This is a genomic window from Sediminibacterium sp. (genome assembly GCF_030695065.1).
Taxonomy (GTDB): domain Bacteria; phylum Bacteroidota; class Bacteroidia; order Chitinophagales; family Chitinophagaceae; genus Sediminibacterium.
Map to the genome: position 1 here is coordinate 1 of NZ_JAUYTR010000011.1, position 16,046 is coordinate 16,046.

The 16,046-nt window shown below is 37.1% G+C and carries 17 protein-coding genes and 1 pseudogene; 2 read left to right on the forward strand and 16 right to left on the reverse strand.

All coding sequences use genetic code 11. The features are described from left to right. Nucleotides 1–139 precede the first annotated feature (139 nt). The 4 genes and pseudogenes from Q8S25_RS03910 to Q8S25_RS03925 form a co-directional block, all read right to left on the reverse strand. A pseudogene (locus Q8S25_RS03910) lies at nt 140–304 on the reverse strand (alpha/beta hydrolase); the annotation flags it as partial. 542 nt (nt 305–846) lie between these two features. After that, nucleotides 847–2,097, reverse strand: coding sequence for a site-specific integrase (locus tag Q8S25_RS03915; RefSeq protein ID WP_305535061.1), 1,251 nt, complete (start codon nt 2,095–2,097; stop codon nt 847–849). 388 nt (nt 2,098–2,485) lie between these two features. Further along, complete coding sequence (locus Q8S25_RS03920; protein WP_305535063.1) at nt 2,486–3,058, reverse strand: hypothetical protein; 573 nt, start codon at nt 3,056–3,058, stop codon at nt 2,486–2,488. A gap of 191 nt (nt 3,059–3,249) precedes the next feature. After that, nucleotides 3,250–3,825: a hypothetical protein gene (locus Q8S25_RS03925; protein ID WP_026752412.1), complete on the reverse strand. Its 576-nt coding sequence runs from the start codon at nt 3,823–3,825 to the stop codon at nt 3,250–3,252. 630 nt (nt 3,826–4,455) lie between these two features. Here Q8S25_RS03925 and Q8S25_RS03930 point away from each other — a divergent pair. Continuing rightward, entirely contained in the window at nt 4,456–4,845 is a 390-nt protein-coding gene (locus Q8S25_RS03930; protein WP_305535065.1) for a hypothetical protein, read from the forward strand. Between the two features lie 25 nt (nt 4,846–4,870). After that, nucleotides 4,871–5,638, forward strand: a complete 768-nt coding sequence (locus Q8S25_RS03935; protein WP_305535067.1) for an SOS response-associated peptidase — start codon at nt 4,871–4,873, stop codon at nt 5,636–5,638. Here the strand turns inward: Q8S25_RS03935 and moaCB are convergent. From moaCB to Q8S25_RS03995, 12 genes are read right to left on the reverse strand one after another with little or no spacing between them, the layout of a single operon-like run. Further along, nucleotides 5,603–6,517: a bifunctional molybdenum cofactor biosynthesis protein MoaC/MoaB gene (moaCB, locus tag Q8S25_RS03940; RefSeq protein WP_305535069.1), complete on the reverse strand. Its 915-nt coding sequence runs from the start codon at nt 6,515–6,517 to the stop codon at nt 5,603–5,605. The two genes, Q8S25_RS03935 and moaCB, sit on opposite strands and share 36 nt — an antisense overlap. Before the next feature lie 2 nt (nt 6,518–6,519). Next, nucleotides 6,520–6,963 (reverse strand): molybdenum cofactor biosynthesis protein MoaE, encoded by a 444-nt coding sequence (locus Q8S25_RS03945; RefSeq protein ID WP_305535071.1) that lies wholly within the window; start codon nt 6,961–6,963, stop codon nt 6,520–6,522. Continuing rightward, the gene (locus Q8S25_RS03950; RefSeq protein WP_305535072.1) at nt 6,956–8,068 is read right to left on the reverse strand and encodes a HesA/MoeB/ThiF family protein; all 1,113 of its coding nucleotides are present in this window, start codon (nt 8,066–8,068) and stop codon (nt 6,956–6,958) included. Before Q8S25_RS03950 ends, Q8S25_RS03945 begins: the two co-directional genes overlap by 8 nt. A 1-nt stretch (nt 8,069) precedes the next feature. Then, entirely contained in the window at nt 8,070–8,303 is a 234-nt protein-coding gene (locus tag Q8S25_RS03955; protein WP_305535074.1) for a MoaD/ThiS family protein, read from the reverse strand. A gap of 4 nt (nt 8,304–8,307) precedes the next feature. Continuing rightward, nucleotides 8,308–9,039, reverse strand: coding sequence for a sulfite exporter TauE/SafE family protein (locus Q8S25_RS03960; RefSeq protein ID WP_305266752.1), 732 nt, complete (start codon nt 9,037–9,039; stop codon nt 8,308–8,310). A gap of 10 nt (nt 9,040–9,049) precedes the next feature. Next, nucleotides 9,050–10,219, reverse strand: coding sequence for a gephyrin-like molybdotransferase Glp (glp, locus tag Q8S25_RS03965; protein ID WP_305535076.1), 1,170 nt, complete (start codon nt 10,217–10,219; stop codon nt 9,050–9,052). Nucleotides 10,220–10,228: 9 nt separating this feature from the next. Beyond that, entirely contained in the window at nt 10,229–11,218 is a 990-nt protein-coding gene (moaA, locus tag Q8S25_RS03970) for a GTP 3',8-cyclase MoaA (protein ID WP_305266750.1), read from the reverse strand. Continuing rightward, nucleotides 11,199–11,807: a nucleotidyltransferase family protein gene (locus Q8S25_RS03975; protein ID WP_305535078.1), complete on the reverse strand. Its 609-nt coding sequence runs from the start codon at nt 11,805–11,807 to the stop codon at nt 11,199–11,201. Before Q8S25_RS03975 ends, moaA begins: the two co-directional genes overlap by 20 nt. Next, the gene (locus Q8S25_RS03980) at nt 11,804–12,895 is read right to left on the reverse strand and encodes an XdhC family protein (protein WP_305535080.1); all 1,092 of its coding nucleotides are present in this window, start codon (nt 12,893–12,895) and stop codon (nt 11,804–11,806) included. The genes Q8S25_RS03975 and Q8S25_RS03980 overlap by 4 nt, the downstream gene beginning before the upstream one ends. Nucleotides 12,896–12,905: 10 nt before the next feature. Then, nucleotides 12,906–13,313 (reverse strand): cytochrome c, encoded by a 408-nt coding sequence (locus Q8S25_RS03985; RefSeq protein WP_295233992.1) that lies wholly within the window; start codon nt 13,311–13,313, stop codon nt 12,906–12,908. Between the two features lie 2 nt (nt 13,314–13,315). Beyond that, nucleotides 13,316–15,481, reverse strand: coding sequence for a molybdopterin cofactor-binding domain-containing protein (locus tag Q8S25_RS03990; protein WP_305535082.1), 2,166 nt, complete (start codon nt 15,479–15,481; stop codon nt 13,316–13,318). An 18-nt stretch (nt 15,482–15,499) separates the two neighbouring features. Beyond that, nucleotides 15,500–15,955 (reverse strand): (2Fe-2S)-binding protein, encoded by a 456-nt coding sequence (locus Q8S25_RS03995; RefSeq protein ID WP_305535084.1) that lies wholly within the window; start codon nt 15,953–15,955, stop codon nt 15,500–15,502. Nucleotides 15,956–16,046: the final 91 nt, after the last annotated feature.

The following is a 16,046-nucleotide window of genomic DNA, read 5'->3' on the forward strand; positions in this document are numbered from 1 at the left end:
ATTTTTTCCTACGAAAACAACTAATTCTTATACCGATATCTAGGGGGTCAATTTAAAATGGCGAAAGGGGGTCAGTTTGCTCTGGCGAACAGGGGTCACTTTACGCTGGTATTAGGGGATCAATTTGACTGGATTTTCCAAGTGGGGATTTGATAACCTCGTAATCTAAACCTGCGTGTACGATTGCTTCCTCGCTTGTCGGGTACTGCTCCACGATTTGCCCCAAACCGTGCCACGCTTTTTGTTGAACGCTGAAAAATGAATGACGTCCTGTTTGCTCTTTGAAATTGATGTTGTGTGCCATAATGCTAAAATTTTGATGTTTGAAAAAATGTTATTTACTCACTCGCTTTTCTCGTTTCCCGCTTCCCGTTGTGGTTTGCTCCGCTTCGCTTCGCATAAATTTTTCCAAAAGAAAAACCGGAAAAAAGAAAGCAGATAATCCAAGCGGGCAACAGCGATGACCAAGAAAAAAAATGATTTAATGGGGGTTCCTTTAGGGGGAAACCGTTCATTCGTTTTTTTTATTGGTGGGTGTGTGCGATGGCTGCCCGCTATAACTTAGCTGCCTTTTTACCGGTTGATTGTGGAAATTTTCTGTTCTAAATTTTTATGGCATTAATGACCAGGCTATTATAGCCTGTAATAGAGATTTGAAAAACGGAATAGCAGGGAGTAGTAGATAGGGCTTCGTTTTTCAATTTTCTATTTAGCAAGTAGGTAATAAGCTCTTTTACAGTGTTGGACTGGGTAGAGGAAAGTAAATGTGCTTTACCTACACAAAATGTACAGGCATAAAAAAGCAGAACCGTTAAGTTCTGCCCGTTGTAATTAAATAAAAGCTGATTAGATTGCCATCATAAATGCTTCTTCCATAGCCTTAAATTTTGGTGTAACCAAATCCATATCCTTACTGATTTTTTGGCTTGTGATTTTAGCGTAAATCTGTGTAGTGGAAATGTTTTTATGCCCCATCATTTTGCTAAGGCTTTCAAGCGGTACGCCCTCGGTCAAAAACATTGTTCCGAAAGTATGCCTTGCTGTGTGAAAGGTTACTTTTTGCTCCGTAATGATTTCTGCCTTTTCAACCAGTTTACCTATGTGTGTATTGCAGGTTGCATTGGTCGGAACAGGAAAGATATATTCATTCCTTGTCGTACCCTGATACTTCTTAATGATACGTTTAGGGATTTCCATTAACCGAACATTGGAAGCAATATCTGATTTCTTTCTTCTGCTGATAATCCATTGATGACCGTCAAAGAATGATTGAATATTGTTCCTTGTCAGTTTCTTAATATCCGCATAAGCAAGTCCGGTAAAGCAACTGAAAATAAACAGGTCTTTTACCAATTCATACCGTGGGTGCGGTGGTACGCACAACATCAGCTTTTCTACATCTTCTTTAAGGATATAACCCCGGTCGGTTTCTTCCATACTGATTTCATAATCCTGAAACGGATTATCACGTATCAAGCCTTTTTTAATAGCCAGTTCCACAAGGGCTAATACAGGCATCGTGTACACCCAAACCGTATTGTGGGAAGATTGTAAATCATACCGTAGGTAAAAATCAAACTCACGGATAAAGTCGGAAGTCAATTCCCGAAAAGCCATATCATCACGATGATAGCGTTCCTTTATAAACGTGGTCAAATGATTGTAAACTGTGATATACTTGTTGTAGGTGCTTTGTGAGCGTTCTTCCTTTTCGACCAACTTCTTAAAATCCTCATTTTGGTCGTTAAAGACTTTCAGGATAGCATCATCCATTACACCAACACCAAAAAATGATAGCTTTACCTTTTGGGCGGTTGCAAAGCCCTCGTGCTTCAGCATATCTTCATAAATCTTGTCGATGCGCCCACGAATGTTGTCCAGTTTTTTATTGATGCTTAATGCCTGCGCACTTTTTCCCTGTACTCGTCCGTGTTTTAAATCCCAATTATTGGGGTCAATTTCTAACTTTGTTCCGAAAGTTTTAGGGGTTCCGTCAATGGTAATACGTGCCATAATCGGGGCATTACCGTTCTTTTTCAGTTCGTTCTTTTTCAAATAGAAAAGCAGTTTGAACGTCGATTTTTTTGTCTGCTCCATAACTCAAATGTTTAACGTTTAAAATTAATTTACATTGAGTTACAAGGGAATATAGAAAAGGGTGCAAAAGACTGAAATATAGTCAGTTAATCTATTCTATTACCTTTATCAATCGGTAACGAATTAGTAACCTAACCTTGTCAATTTAAGCCCCAAACCTATCAGACACCGACTTCCGAACTAAGACTACTCTATTTATAAAGCCTTGTATAGCAAAGGTTTTAACCGTTTTGCTTAATTTTGCTTTTTACTAATCTTTTTTTTATAAAATAATTAATTTCAGTGAAACCTTTTTTGTACCATCTGTTAAATATTTTACCGACTCGTTCTGATTGCTCCAATGTCAAGCCAAACCATTGGCGATGATATTATTGTGCGCTAGTGATTTTTATAAAATCTCTTTCGAATCCAAAAATTTTTTTGCTTCCATATACAATTCTTCTGTAAAGCAATGGCATTGCCAGTTGTAAATTACTTCATTACAATCCCAAAAGATAGTAAAATTCATTTGATTGCCTTTCAATGTCCATGCGGTTTCCTCCTCTCCCAACTTGCTGGAATTTATAAAAGATTGTATGAGTAATTCTTCATGATAATCACCTTGAATAAACTCACTAATAGAAGGCAGATTTTTGAGGAAATAATTGATACTAGCACAACCAAAAACTATATTATGTTTTGGAAGTTGAATAATAGCAGGTTTATCAACCATTTCCCTTAGTCTGTTGTTCCAGATTTTATGTGAAATAATATCCCCCTGTTCACTAAAGTTTATTTTTTCGATTAGCAATCCATTACTGAAGCTTTCTTCTTCTTCTAATGACCCATTGGGAAAGAATTTCTTTCTACTCCACCCGTTCGCATGAATCCCATCTCTTAAAACAGTATATAAATGTAAGCTGCCATTAGAGTGCTGTTGTTTTAAAACTTTATCTCCGGGTTGTTCTTTATAAAAGTGCAAGATTAATAAGTTTAATTAGTTAGGGATTTCTCAATGGGTATTAACCCCCTAATTCTGGGATTAAATATTGGCAAAGGTTTGACATTTTTTTCACGTTTGATATCATCCTGAATAGTTTTTTGACAATCTATTCCAGAACTATACAGGTATCTCCACCCTATTCAGTTTTAACGTAAAACAGAAATGATTCATTAAAGCTTTCCTCCATCATGCGGCTCAATGAGCAATTGCTCTACCGCTACAGGTTTTGCCTCAGCATCTAGTATTAATACCTGCTGTATGTCCTTTCCATCAATGGTTTCGCCTTTGTTAATAAGCCGGTACCCATTTTCATAAACTACGAAGTAGCCTGCAGGGGAGATAATTAATCCATTAAACACCATACTTTCTGTTTTGCGGTTAAACCCCCATGACACAACTTTTTTCCCTGCGATAAATTGCTCAAAAGAGTTCGCAAAAGTGATCTCCGAAACATATTTCCTCATTTCTGTTTGGCCCATCTCTTCTGGATCCCATATATCTTCTGTATCTCTTGCGATAGGAATACTTTCTGGATCCAGTATGGTATTATCTATGCTGGGAATCGATCCGACATTAGTGCCATTTACAACAAGCGAATACCCGTTGCTAAAACTGGTTACATAACCGCCAAGAAAAAAGTCATATCCGTTGCGCAGCCTAACACGTTTAAAGGGCATAAAGTACATTGAGACCGCAACCTGATGGATAATATTTTCATCAAAAGCTGTATAAAAATCTGTTTCCATTGCTCATTATTGTGTGTTAAATATATTAGTTATATGATGAATTTGAATTTAATAGTGAATATTCTAACCTTTGGCTCAATTAAAAGACCGATTACAAACCCATTCAAACAATTTGTGGGCAATGTTAATTGTTTGATTTTAGCAACTACTAAATAGGTACTGGTGTATAACGTCAAAAGAAAGAGTACTAATTGTTAGTTAGTGGGTCTTATACGGATATAGCTTTACAGTTTTAGAAAATAATTAAAACCCCAATTCAATTGGATCGGGGTTTTTGCTTTTAATTTTCAGTTCCAAAACAGCATTTATATCAGCAGCAAATTCTTCCAAACTGGCTCCTATAGAGGCTACAAACGCCTTTTCAACGAAGTTGAAGAGGCGTTCTTCATTTGGAGACGACCCAAGCTTGCTTGAGGTCGTAAACAAATGGAGAACGACTGCAACAGCGAAGCTGGTGCAAAGGCTTTGGGTTAATCCAAATCCGAGGAAGTCGGCGAACGAAGTGAAGCCGACAATCCCGAGGGCTTTGGGTTAATCCAAATCCGAGGAAGTCGGCGAGCGAAGTGAAGCCGACAATCCCATTTAAAGCAGCATTTTACATCAAGCGGGCATCTTATTAAAAAGAATGATATGAGAACTTCTTTCATCGCGTTATTCCTACTTGGACTATTACAATTATCGTGCACCAAAAAAGACGATTTAACTACCGCAACATTCCAAGTGAAAATTATTAAAGAAGTATGCAATGATGCAATAGTTCAGTTAATTGACACTAGTTATAAACAATATACTGAAAATGGTTTTGCTTTTGAAGGTAAAACATATGATCATGTTTTTTTCACCAGATTCAGTTGCGCCGACCGTACAAAAATGCAAACCTTAACAAGTGATCTAACTGGATTAGTCATTACAGTTAAACTACTCAATCAAGCAAAATCAGAACCCGATTGTGGCACTTGCGCAGCAACAGTAAGCAGCAGGCCCAACAAATCTCAATTTATTGAAGTGGTTGGATTATAACCTCCGAGTTGCGTAATTTTAAACTATGTGTTATTACAATTCACTTAAAATTCCTCCCAAAAAAAAGATCAAACTAAAAGGGAAAGAAAAAGAAATTCCACCTGTGGATATTCAAGTACAGTCTGGATTTAGTTATACTTCTTGGCCAATCATTATAGAAGACAACGCAGGTGAATGGCATCCTGAATTGGCTCATTGGGAATTCATTCCTTGGTTTATTCAACATATAGGTGAGCTAGAAGAAAGTAGAAAAAAATATACCACCCTTAATGCTACAGCTGAAAAATTATTTGAAAGCAAACTTTATCAAGCTGCTGCAAAATCAAGAAGATGTTTGGTATTAAGCACAGGGTTTTATGAATGGAGACATTTTCAAGGAGCAGATGATAAAAAACCTGTTGCCTACCCTTATTTTATTCATAGCGCTAACAAGGAAGAACCCTTGTTTTACATGGCTGGAATTTGGCAACCTTGGACCGATAAATTATCTGGAGAAATGATCCATAGTTTTGCTATTGTAACAACTCAAGCAAATGGTTTGATGCAAAAAATTCACAACACAAAAAAAAGAATGCCCACTATACTTCCTCCCGAATTAGCAGAAGAGTGGATTGGACCTTTAAGAGAAAACAGAATAAAAGAATTAGCTACTTACCAGCTTCCGAATACTGAACTAAGAGCGCATACTATTGCAAAAGATTTTAATAGAGGAATTACAAACCCTCAAGCAGCTGTAGAGTATACCAATTTGCCACCGCTAAAATCCATGTCTATCCCCAGCAATCACTTCTAACACATGCAATACTTGCGGGAATAGGGCATCCATGTATTCTGTTGCACCGGATAATGAACCAGGGAATGTGAGCACTAGTGTTTGGTTGATCAAACCCGCTACACTTCTAGACAGCATGGCATATGGCATTCGCTCTTGTCCATACCTTCTAGCGGTTTCCATTATACCATCTAACTCACGATCTAATAAAGGCTTAACTGTGTCGGGTGTAATGTCTCTTAAGGAAACACCTGTACCGCCCACCATAATTAATAATTGTATGCCATCCTGTGTATTGGCAGACACTTGTTTTTCAATGGCAGATGAATCATCAGGTATCACTTTATAAACAGGCACTTGTATATGTAATTTTTTTAAAGCTTCTATTACAGCAATCCCCGCTTTATCTTCTGCCTTATTTGCCGAAACGGTATCTGAACAAACAATAACGGCTGCTTGTAAACCCTTATTTAAATATGATTTTTTGTCTGTCTTCCCACCTGTTTTTGATTTTAACTGAATCTGCTGGATGACAACATTTTTATCAATAGGTTTCAGCATATCATATAGGGTTAATGCAGCAATAGAAGCACCGTGCATGGCTTCTACTTCAACCCCCGTTTTATAAATAGTATGCACTTCAACCTCGATAGTGATTTTTAAATCAGTTATATTGAATCTTACATCGGTAAATTCAACGGGCAAAGGATGACAATCTGGAATTAATTCACTGGTTTTTTTTACTCCAAATAATGCAGCCACTTTAGCAAAAGAAAATACATCTCCTTTCGGTACTTTTCTTTGCTCAATTGCTTCAATTGTTTCTTGCTTTGATACCAAAACAGTGGCTTCTGCAATTGCTTTACGAAGTGTGTTCGATTTATGAGTAATATTTACCATGATTAATTATTTTGTTTCCAAACCGTACTATTGTCTTCACAAATTTCTTTCCCCCAAATAGGCAATTCTTTTTTTATGGTTTCAACCATTTCATTACAAGCATCAATGGCATCTCGTCTATGTACTGAAGAAGTAAAAACAAACAAACAAATTTCACCCACTGCCACCCTACCTAAGCTATGATAAATATGCATACAGGTAAGCGCATATTTAGCAAAAAATGATTCCCGAATAACCGCCATTTTCTCCATCGCCATATCTTCATAAGCAGTGTATTCTATTGCAGTCACTTTTTTATTATCAATTTCATCTGCTCGTACTTGTCCTAAAAAAATACTATGTGCACCAATACTCACTTTAGACGAATGCTTTTGAATATCGTCTGCTATTTTTTGCGCAGCAATAGGACCACTAATAAAAATAGAATTTGATTTTTTATTACTCATTGCTTACTCTATTAAAATAGGCAGTTAAGCCGCCTTTTAAACTATATGCTTCCACTTTCTTATGCAATTTAATTAATTGTGCTGCATATACACTTCTTATTCCTTGATGACATATAACATAGATGGGCTTTTCAGGCAGCTGATGAATAGACTCCTTTAATACAGACATCGGAATTTGAGCATGTGAAAAATCAATAGTTGGATACTCATGCAACTCTCTTACATCAAGAATAAATATATTCGGATCATACTTTAAATCTAAAAAATGAAACACATCAATTTCATCAATGTCCATCTCTTCTATATCTGCTTCTGTAAAATCGCAAGCATTTTGATAGTTGGTTGAATTGATAAATTGTTCATCAATCAATGGAACTTCAACGCTTGAATTCATCTCAATTTCATACCACCGAGCTGCCAATAAATTATAAGTAAGTAGTCGATTATTCAAGGGTTGACCTAAATCTGCAATTAGTTTTATTGCTTCCGCAGCTTGCATGGTTCCAATAATGCCAGGCAAAACTCCTATGACTCCCGTTTCTTCGCAGGTTGTAAATTCATTGGCAGCAGGCTGTACAGGAAACAAATGGCGATAATGAATAGGAGGATTTACACCACTTGAAAAATTAAAAACTGCAACCTGACCTTCGTATCCGGATACTGCTCCAAACACTACAGGCTTTTGCAACCAAACACAAATATCATTGATCAAATATTTAGCCGAGAAATTATCGGTAGCATCAATGACTAAATCATAACCCTTAATAATTTCAGCTGCATTCGTTTTACTTAATTCAAAAGGATATTCCACAATATCAACCAAACTATTTTGTGCTTTCGCCTTATTAGCTGCTGCTTCTACTTTCAACCTACCAACCTCTTTTTCGTCAAATAATAATTGACGATGTAAATTACTCTTACTGATTTTGTCTGCATCCATTATACCAATGGTACCTACACCTACCCCAACGAGGTATTGCAATACAGGACAGCCCAATCCACCCATACCCACAATCAACACTTTAGCTTTACCCAATTTTTCTTGTGCAGCTATTCCGAAACCAGGTAGAATGATTTGTCTGATATAACGATTATTCAAGTCCATATTATCCTCCAGAGAATGGTGGCATTAATGCCACCGTATCTCCCATTTTAAGTTTAATATTTTCATGTACCATTTTTTGATTAACAGCAATAAAATATTTTTTATTTGCCAATGATGGGTAGCGTTCAATTAAGTCATTCACCATTGAATCTAGATCGGTGCAATTATTTAATAATACTGAATCTACCATCGTAATATCGGTTATAGATCCAAAGAAAATTACTTGTACATCCATAGGTTTAGTTTACAAAAAACAATTTAGTTGCCGCAACAATTAATACCGATGCCAAAATAAATTTCAACTGATCTGCTTTTAATTTCTTAGCCCCAATATATGCACCCAACCAACCGCCGATTAAAACAAATAAAATGATCACATAAATAGATTGATCTAATTGAAATCCTTTTTGAATTTGCCCAACCATTCCTGCTGCTGAATTCAAAAATATAAAAATTGCACTCAAAGCTGCAGTTTGCTGTTGTGTAGACCACCCCATCAAAAGTAGTAAAGGCGACAACAATATGCCCCCACCCATTCCAATCATTCCAGATACCAGGCCAATAAATGCTCCTGCAATACTCAACCAATACCACTTAGGTGCAGGTTTATGATTACTTGCTTTACTTAAAAACAATATTCTAGCTACTGCTATTAATAAAACAATGGCCAATAATTTTTTATATAAACTTTCTGAAATAGGCACAATGCTTCCTAAGTAGGCAAATGGAATGGAGGTAATAACCAAGGGCCAAAGCATGGAAGATTTAAAATGCTTTGCTCTATAAAATGATATAAATGCTAAACATGAAACCAATAAGTTCAGTATTAATGCGGTTGGTTTTATTACACTTGCACTAAAATTAAAGATTGCCATCAACGCTAAATACCCACTTGCACCACCATGACCTACTGAAGCATATAAAAATGCAATCACAAAAAAAGCAAGTCCATAAAGTATGATTTCTTCCATAATAAGCAGGTTAAAATAAATGCACTGTTACCAGTTGGTTTTGATTAAACAAAGCTTCATCCATGGGCAATTCTACCCAACAATTGGCTTTGGAAAAAGCACTTACCTGATAAGACGCCTGAGCTGGCAATATGGTTACCATTCCTTCCTGATAGTAAGCTTTTAAGAAAAAATCCAACCCGGGTTTCTTGCTATACGGGGCTGTTAACATGGCTTGTATGGTTGGAACTGGGTGTTTGCCTTGCATCAATTCTATAGCAGGCTTTACATATTGTTGAAAACAATGTAATACAGAACTGGGGTTACCAGGCAATCCAAATACCAATACTTCATTTTGTTTCCCAAAAAATAAAGGCTTTCCTGGCTTTTGTTTTACACCATGAAACAGCATATCCACTTTTTCTTGTGCCGCAGCTTTTGCTACATAATCATAGTCTCCAACACTTACTCCTCCAGTGAGTAATATTATATCTGATTCATTTAATGCATTCCTAATTGCAGTGGCTGTATCCCCTAAGTTATCTTTCACATATAGGATTGATACATTTTTTACTCCAATAGCTTTTAAAGCGGATACAAGACCAATAGAATTAGATTCATATACTTGCCCAAAAGCTAGTGATTCGCCAGGTTTAACCAACTCATTACCTGTTATAATTAAAGTAGTGGAAGGTGCTCTATGAACCAAGACTTCCGATATTCCTAAACTAGCCAACATAGCTAGTTGGTATGGATGTAAACAGGTGCCTCTTGCAATTACCCAATCTCCTTTTTCAACCGAGGAACCCATTTCTCTAATGTTTAAACCCAGCTCATTTGTTTTTTCTATAATTTGAATGGTCTCACCCAAATTGTTCACCCATTCTTTTTGAATAATACAATCTGCACCCAATGGCACAGGACCTCCGGTAAATACCTTAACACAATAACCTTCCTTTAATTGCAATTGTTTGGATGAACCCGCAGGTAATTCATCTTGAATGGGCAGAATAGCATCGATGTTTTTCAGTTGAATGGCATAGCCATCCATAGAAGATTGTGTAAACGAAGGCATCGCTATAGGGCTCTGTATATCTTCTGCAGCAACCATTCCAGCAGCATCCACTAATGGCACCCAAATGTTGCTCAAGGGCTTTGCTTGAGAATACACCAATTGCTTTGCTTCATTTACAGTTATCATAGTATTTAATTAACCCCCAATTGCAATCATGCTCCTATTATGCAATTCATTGGTATCTATTTTTTCAAAATCTTTTGAAAACTGACCACCCAATTCTTTGTGTTTGCTTGCAATTGATTGTTGAATGAATGGAAGTATATCTGCACCTTCTCTAAATGGTGTGAGTAAATCTGTTTCAGAAGAAGAAAATAAACAGTTTTTGATTTTACCATCAGCCGTTAATCTAATTCTATTACAAGTACTACAAAAAGGGGCACTCATGGTGCTTATTATTGCAAAGCTGCCTTGATGACCTTCTATTTGGTATCGCTTACTCGTGTCGTTGGGTTCGTTTTCTGCAGCAGCAATGGTATACTTCCCACCAATTAATTCCAACATTTCTTGCAGGGTTACCAACTTATCACTGTTCCATTTATTCCCATCAAAGGGCATAAATTCAATCAGTCTAATTTGAATAGGAATGTATTTAGTCCACTCTATAAAATCTAATATTTCCATTTCATTCATGCCCTTCACCACTACCATATTCACTTTAACCCTAAAGTCGTTTTTCAATAATAGATCAATATTGTCTTTCACGATATTGAATTGATCTCGTCTTGTTAATAATTGAAACTTTTCTTGCTTCAATGTATCTAAACTAATATTAATAGACTTTACGCCAGCATTTTTTAAATCATCAATAAACAAGTGTATGCGAGTTGCATTGGTGGTAATGGTTAACTCTACTCCTAGTTTACCCAAGGCTTGAATAATTTCAGCCGCATCCTTTCTAACCAATGGTTCACCGCCTGTTAATCGTATCTTTTTTACCCCTTGCTGCACAAACAAAGTAGCAATGGAAACAATCTCCTCCTTTTGCATTAATTGCTTATTAGGCATAAAAGCATAATCTTCTTCTGGCATACAATAGAAGCAGCGCAAATTGCAATTATCTGTTAAAGAAATTCGTAAATAATCGTGAACCCTATTGTATTGATCAATCAACATCTTCTTCATTTATTTTTTTACAAAGCAGCTCATAATCTTCCGGAGTATCAATGTCTAAAGCCCCATTTTCAAATTCAATGGTTGCGATATCGTCTGGAAATTGTTGCAATATAACACGTGCACCCTTATCTCCTGTTAAATTGTACAAATGGGAAAAATAGGCTGAACTCAATAATACAGGTGTACCTTTTATCCCATTGTAAGAAGAAGCGATTATCCCTTTTGCTGTTTGTTGCTGTTTAGTTAATAAGCGGAGCAAAATTGATTGATTTAAATAGGGTTGATCAGACACCACAATGACCAAAAAGTCTAGGTCTGGGCAAGCTTTTATCATAGCGGTAAGGCCCACTTGTATAGAACTACTCATACCTAATGAGTAATGAGGGTTTTGAATGATGTCAACCTTATCGGTGCTTATTTGTGCTTGAATTAAATCATGATAATATCCAGTAACCAACTGAATGATATTGGGCTCAACCAAAGTGATTTCCTCAATTAGATGCGCTAATATGGTTGTTTTTTTAAATGGCAAGAGCATTTTTGCTTTCCCCATTCTAGCAGCTTCCCCTGCAGCCAATATCATAACTCCCCATTTCATATGGAAGCATGTATAGGCGTGGTTTTCAATCTTAAATGTAGTGGTTGTTTGCCTTCAATCACCGCCATGATTTCTGAGCAAACTGATAAAGCAATTTCTGATGAAGTTTCTGCACCTAAATCTAAGCCAGTTGGACCATAGATATTTTTTAACTGTACCTCTGTAAAATGTATACCAACTTCCGATAAATCATTGAATAACCGCTCTCGTTTTGCAGCAGGTCCCAATAAACCAATATATGGAACATGTGCATTTGCCAACTCAGATAACATCGCAAAATCGTAATTGTAGTTATGGGTCATTAATACAACCGCAGTTCTATCGTCAAACAATAGTTGCTGCATTGCTTCTGCTGGTTTTCCCAAAACAATTTTATTAGCTTGTCCAAAGCGGAGTGAATTAGCATGGGTAGGTCTACCATCCACTACAGTTGTGCTCCACCCAATTAATCTTGCCATATTTTCCAAAGGCATAATATCATTGCCAGCACCTACTATAATCAATGAAATGGCAGGGATTATATATTCTACAAATAGTGCCTGATTTCCTTCATCGGTTGCAATGATTAAATGCTCCGACTTTTTACTTTTTAAAACATTTTCGAATACTGGCTTTAAATCATCATAGTATTTTTCTTGAATGGCTTCCTTTAACATAGTGCCCCAATGGCTGCCTTGATCTTGGTGATATCCAGTGACCAATATGGATGGTTCACGAGAAGCATTCATTTTTTTAAAGTAATGGATGACTGAAATATTATCGGCGTCAATTGGCTCAAATAAAATTCTTACAATACCATTACAACCCAACTGCACCCCTAGTTTGGCATCATCCTCATCTGTAGTATCATATACTACCAACTTTTTTTTCCCTTGATTAATTGCCAATGCAGCTTTTCTAAGGGCATCCCCTTCTAAACACCCTCCACTGATCGCTCCTGTAAACTTTCCGTCTTCTGTAACCAACATTCGTGCACCTGGTCTTCTGTAAGAAGATCCGTCTACACTTACTACCGTAGCCAAAGCCATTTTAAGTCCTAACTGAAGCGATTGCTCATAAGCCAGAACTATGTCACCAATTTCTTTCATGCATCAATGCTTAAGGTCTTAGTAGTTTTACTTGTGCTGGAAGTATTGGTTTCAAATTTTTATTACCCCAACTATTATTAATATAATTGAGCACATCCGCAATTTCTTGATCAGATAAATAATCTTGCGCAGGCATCATTCCATTATACACCACTCCATTTACTTTTATTTCTCCTGATTGCCCTTTTAATATCACGGCTATCAAATCTTTAGAAGGGCGTTTTAAATAATCAGATTTGGCAACTGGAGGAAATGCGCCTTCTAACCCTTTACCATCTTCCATATGACAGTTCATACAATTATTGGTATATACTGTTTTTCCATTGGCAATGCTTTTAGCCAGATTTGCTGGTTGAATAAAAGCCACAGCTGCATATACCGAAAATAATAATCCACCTAAAATCAATCCTCTCTTCATACTTAAACAATTTTATTGATGTCAAAAGGTAGTCTTCTAATTCGCTTACCAGTTGCTGCAAAAATTGCATTACATAATGCTGGCGCAAATGGAGGCAATCCTGGTTCTCCTACACCCTTAATTTTACTTCCTCCATTGGCCAAAATATGCACTTCTACTTTTGGCATTTCGTTTATACGAACCAATGGATTATTATGGAAATTAGATTGAACAGTTGCGCCCTTGTCAAAAGTTATTCCTCCTTTAATTGCAGCGGTCAAAGCCATTACTGCTGAACCTTCTACTTGCGCACGAGTATTGTCGGGGTTTACCACCGTACCAAGATCAATCACAGCATACACTTTTTCTATCTTAACGCCAGTTCCTTTTTTAGATACTTCAATAACAAATCCTGCCTGACCAGCAAAAAATTCATATTGCGCAACACCTCTACCCCAACCGGCTGGTAGTTTTTTATCCCAATTTGATACCTCCTTTAATTTATTTAAAATCTGTTTGGTATCAGATTCTTTGGTGAGCATTTCTAAACGAAATGCCATCGGATCTTTTTTTGCAGCAACTGCCATTTCATCTAAGAAACATTCGTGCGAAAATGCCAATGTGGTGCTGGTTACCGCTCTCCAAGCGGCCAAAGGAATATGCACATAATGATGAACATACAAATTCTTCATATGCTCTATTTCATATTTCTGCTCACTGATTCCCTCGGTCATGGTACCATCTGCTTTGGTAACATCATAATCCTTCTTCATGTCTAAAGTAGGCGAGATTACTTTATGTTGGAATGCAATGGCTTTACCATTGGCATCCAAAGCTCCCTTCATTGCTGAAAAAGTTAATGGCCTAAATGGTCCTTGTTGCGTGTCGTCTTCCCTACTCCAAATTGATTTAACCGGCTTACCCACTTTCTTACTCAATTGAACTGCTTCATGAATATAATCGGGATACAATCTTCTTCCGAAACCGCCCCCATTAAAGAACACATTCAATTTTAAATCTTCTTGCTTAACACCATAAATTCTAGAAAAATCATTCATTACACTTCCAGGCACTTGCGTTGAGGTCCAAATTTCTAATTTGTTGCCTTCTTGCCAACTGGCTAAACAGTTCATAGGTTCTATGGGAGAATGAGAAACAACTGGTGTTTCATAGAATGCAGTTAGCTGTGTAGGTGCTTCAGCAAAAGCTTTATCAAAATCACCTTGCTTATGTTCAACGGCCCCTTCCTTTTTGGCAGCTTCTCTTAAACTTTGTTCATAATCCTTAGAATTGAAAGTTTCATTTCCTTGATGATCCCATTTAACTATTAGTGCTTTTCTTCCTTGCACCGCAGCCCAATAATTTTCTGCTATTACCGCAACCCCTTCCGATTTATAAATACCATGAATTCTTTCACAAGTTTCCACTGCAATAACCCCTTTCACTTTTTTAGCAGCAGTTGCATCAAAGCTGATTAATTTACTTCCAAATACTTTGCAGCGCTCAATGGATGCATATACCATACCTGGCACACTAGCATCAATTCCAAATTTAGCAGTGCCATTTACTTTCATTGGCACGTCGGGTCTTGGAGCAGACTTACCCAATATTTTAAAATCTTTTGCTTCTTTTAAAGTGGGATTTTTAGGCGCTTCTAATTTAGAAGCGGCTTCTGCCAATTCTCCATATCCTAATTTTTTACCAGTAGGACGATGTATTACTGTAGCATTTTCTGCATAACATTCCGATACTGGAACATTCCAAGTAGCACTAGCAGCTTTGATCAGCATTTCTTTAGCAGCTGCTCCTACTTTTCGCAAGTTGGTGTAATTGGTTCTTACAGAAGAACTGCCCCCTACAAACTGTGCTGGACCATACTTTTTTTCTCCACCAGTTTGCTTAATAACTATTTTATCCATCGCCACTTCCAACTCTTCTGCAATTAAAGCAGGAATGGATTGGTAAGTACCTTGGCCAATTTCTGGTTTGGTATTAAAAATGGTTACCAACCCCGTTTGATCAATCATCACCAATGGCGACAATTCAAAAGAAGCGGTTGAAGTTCCTAAATTTTCTATAACAGATAAACCATCTGCTTTAACGCCCAAACCCATTACCAAGCCTGCCCCAGTTAAACTGGTAAGGCGTAAAAAGTTTCTGCGATTTATTTGACTGTTTTGCTGATTCATTGCTTAATTTTTTTTGAATTACTTAATCATTTCTGCAGCGCGATGTATGGCACTACGTATGCGTTGATAAGTGCCACATCTACAAAGATTGCCTTGCATGGCTGCATCAATATCAGCATCAGTTGGGTTGGGTTTGGCTTTTAGCAAAGCTGTTGCACTCATGATTTGTCCTGACTGACAATACCCACACTGAGGTACTTGTAATTCTACCCAAGCATGTTGAATCGCTTCAGTAATTTTATCTTTCATTCCTTCAATAGTCGTAATCTTCTTTCCTACAGCTGCCGAAACAGGGAAACTACAGGATCGAACTGGTTTCCCGTCTACATGAACGGTGCAGGCCCCACACTGAGCCATACCACATCCAAATTTGGTTCCTGTTAATCCTACCATATCTCTGATCGCCCATAATAAGGGCATATCTGCATTGGCATCTACCTGGTAGGGGGTGTTGTTAATATTCAATGTTATCATGGCAAAAAATTTCAGAATGAAGTTAAGTTAAATCTGGTAAAAAAAAGGGGCCATCTATTGCTAGACAGCCCCCTTGGTTTGTTTAAGTTAT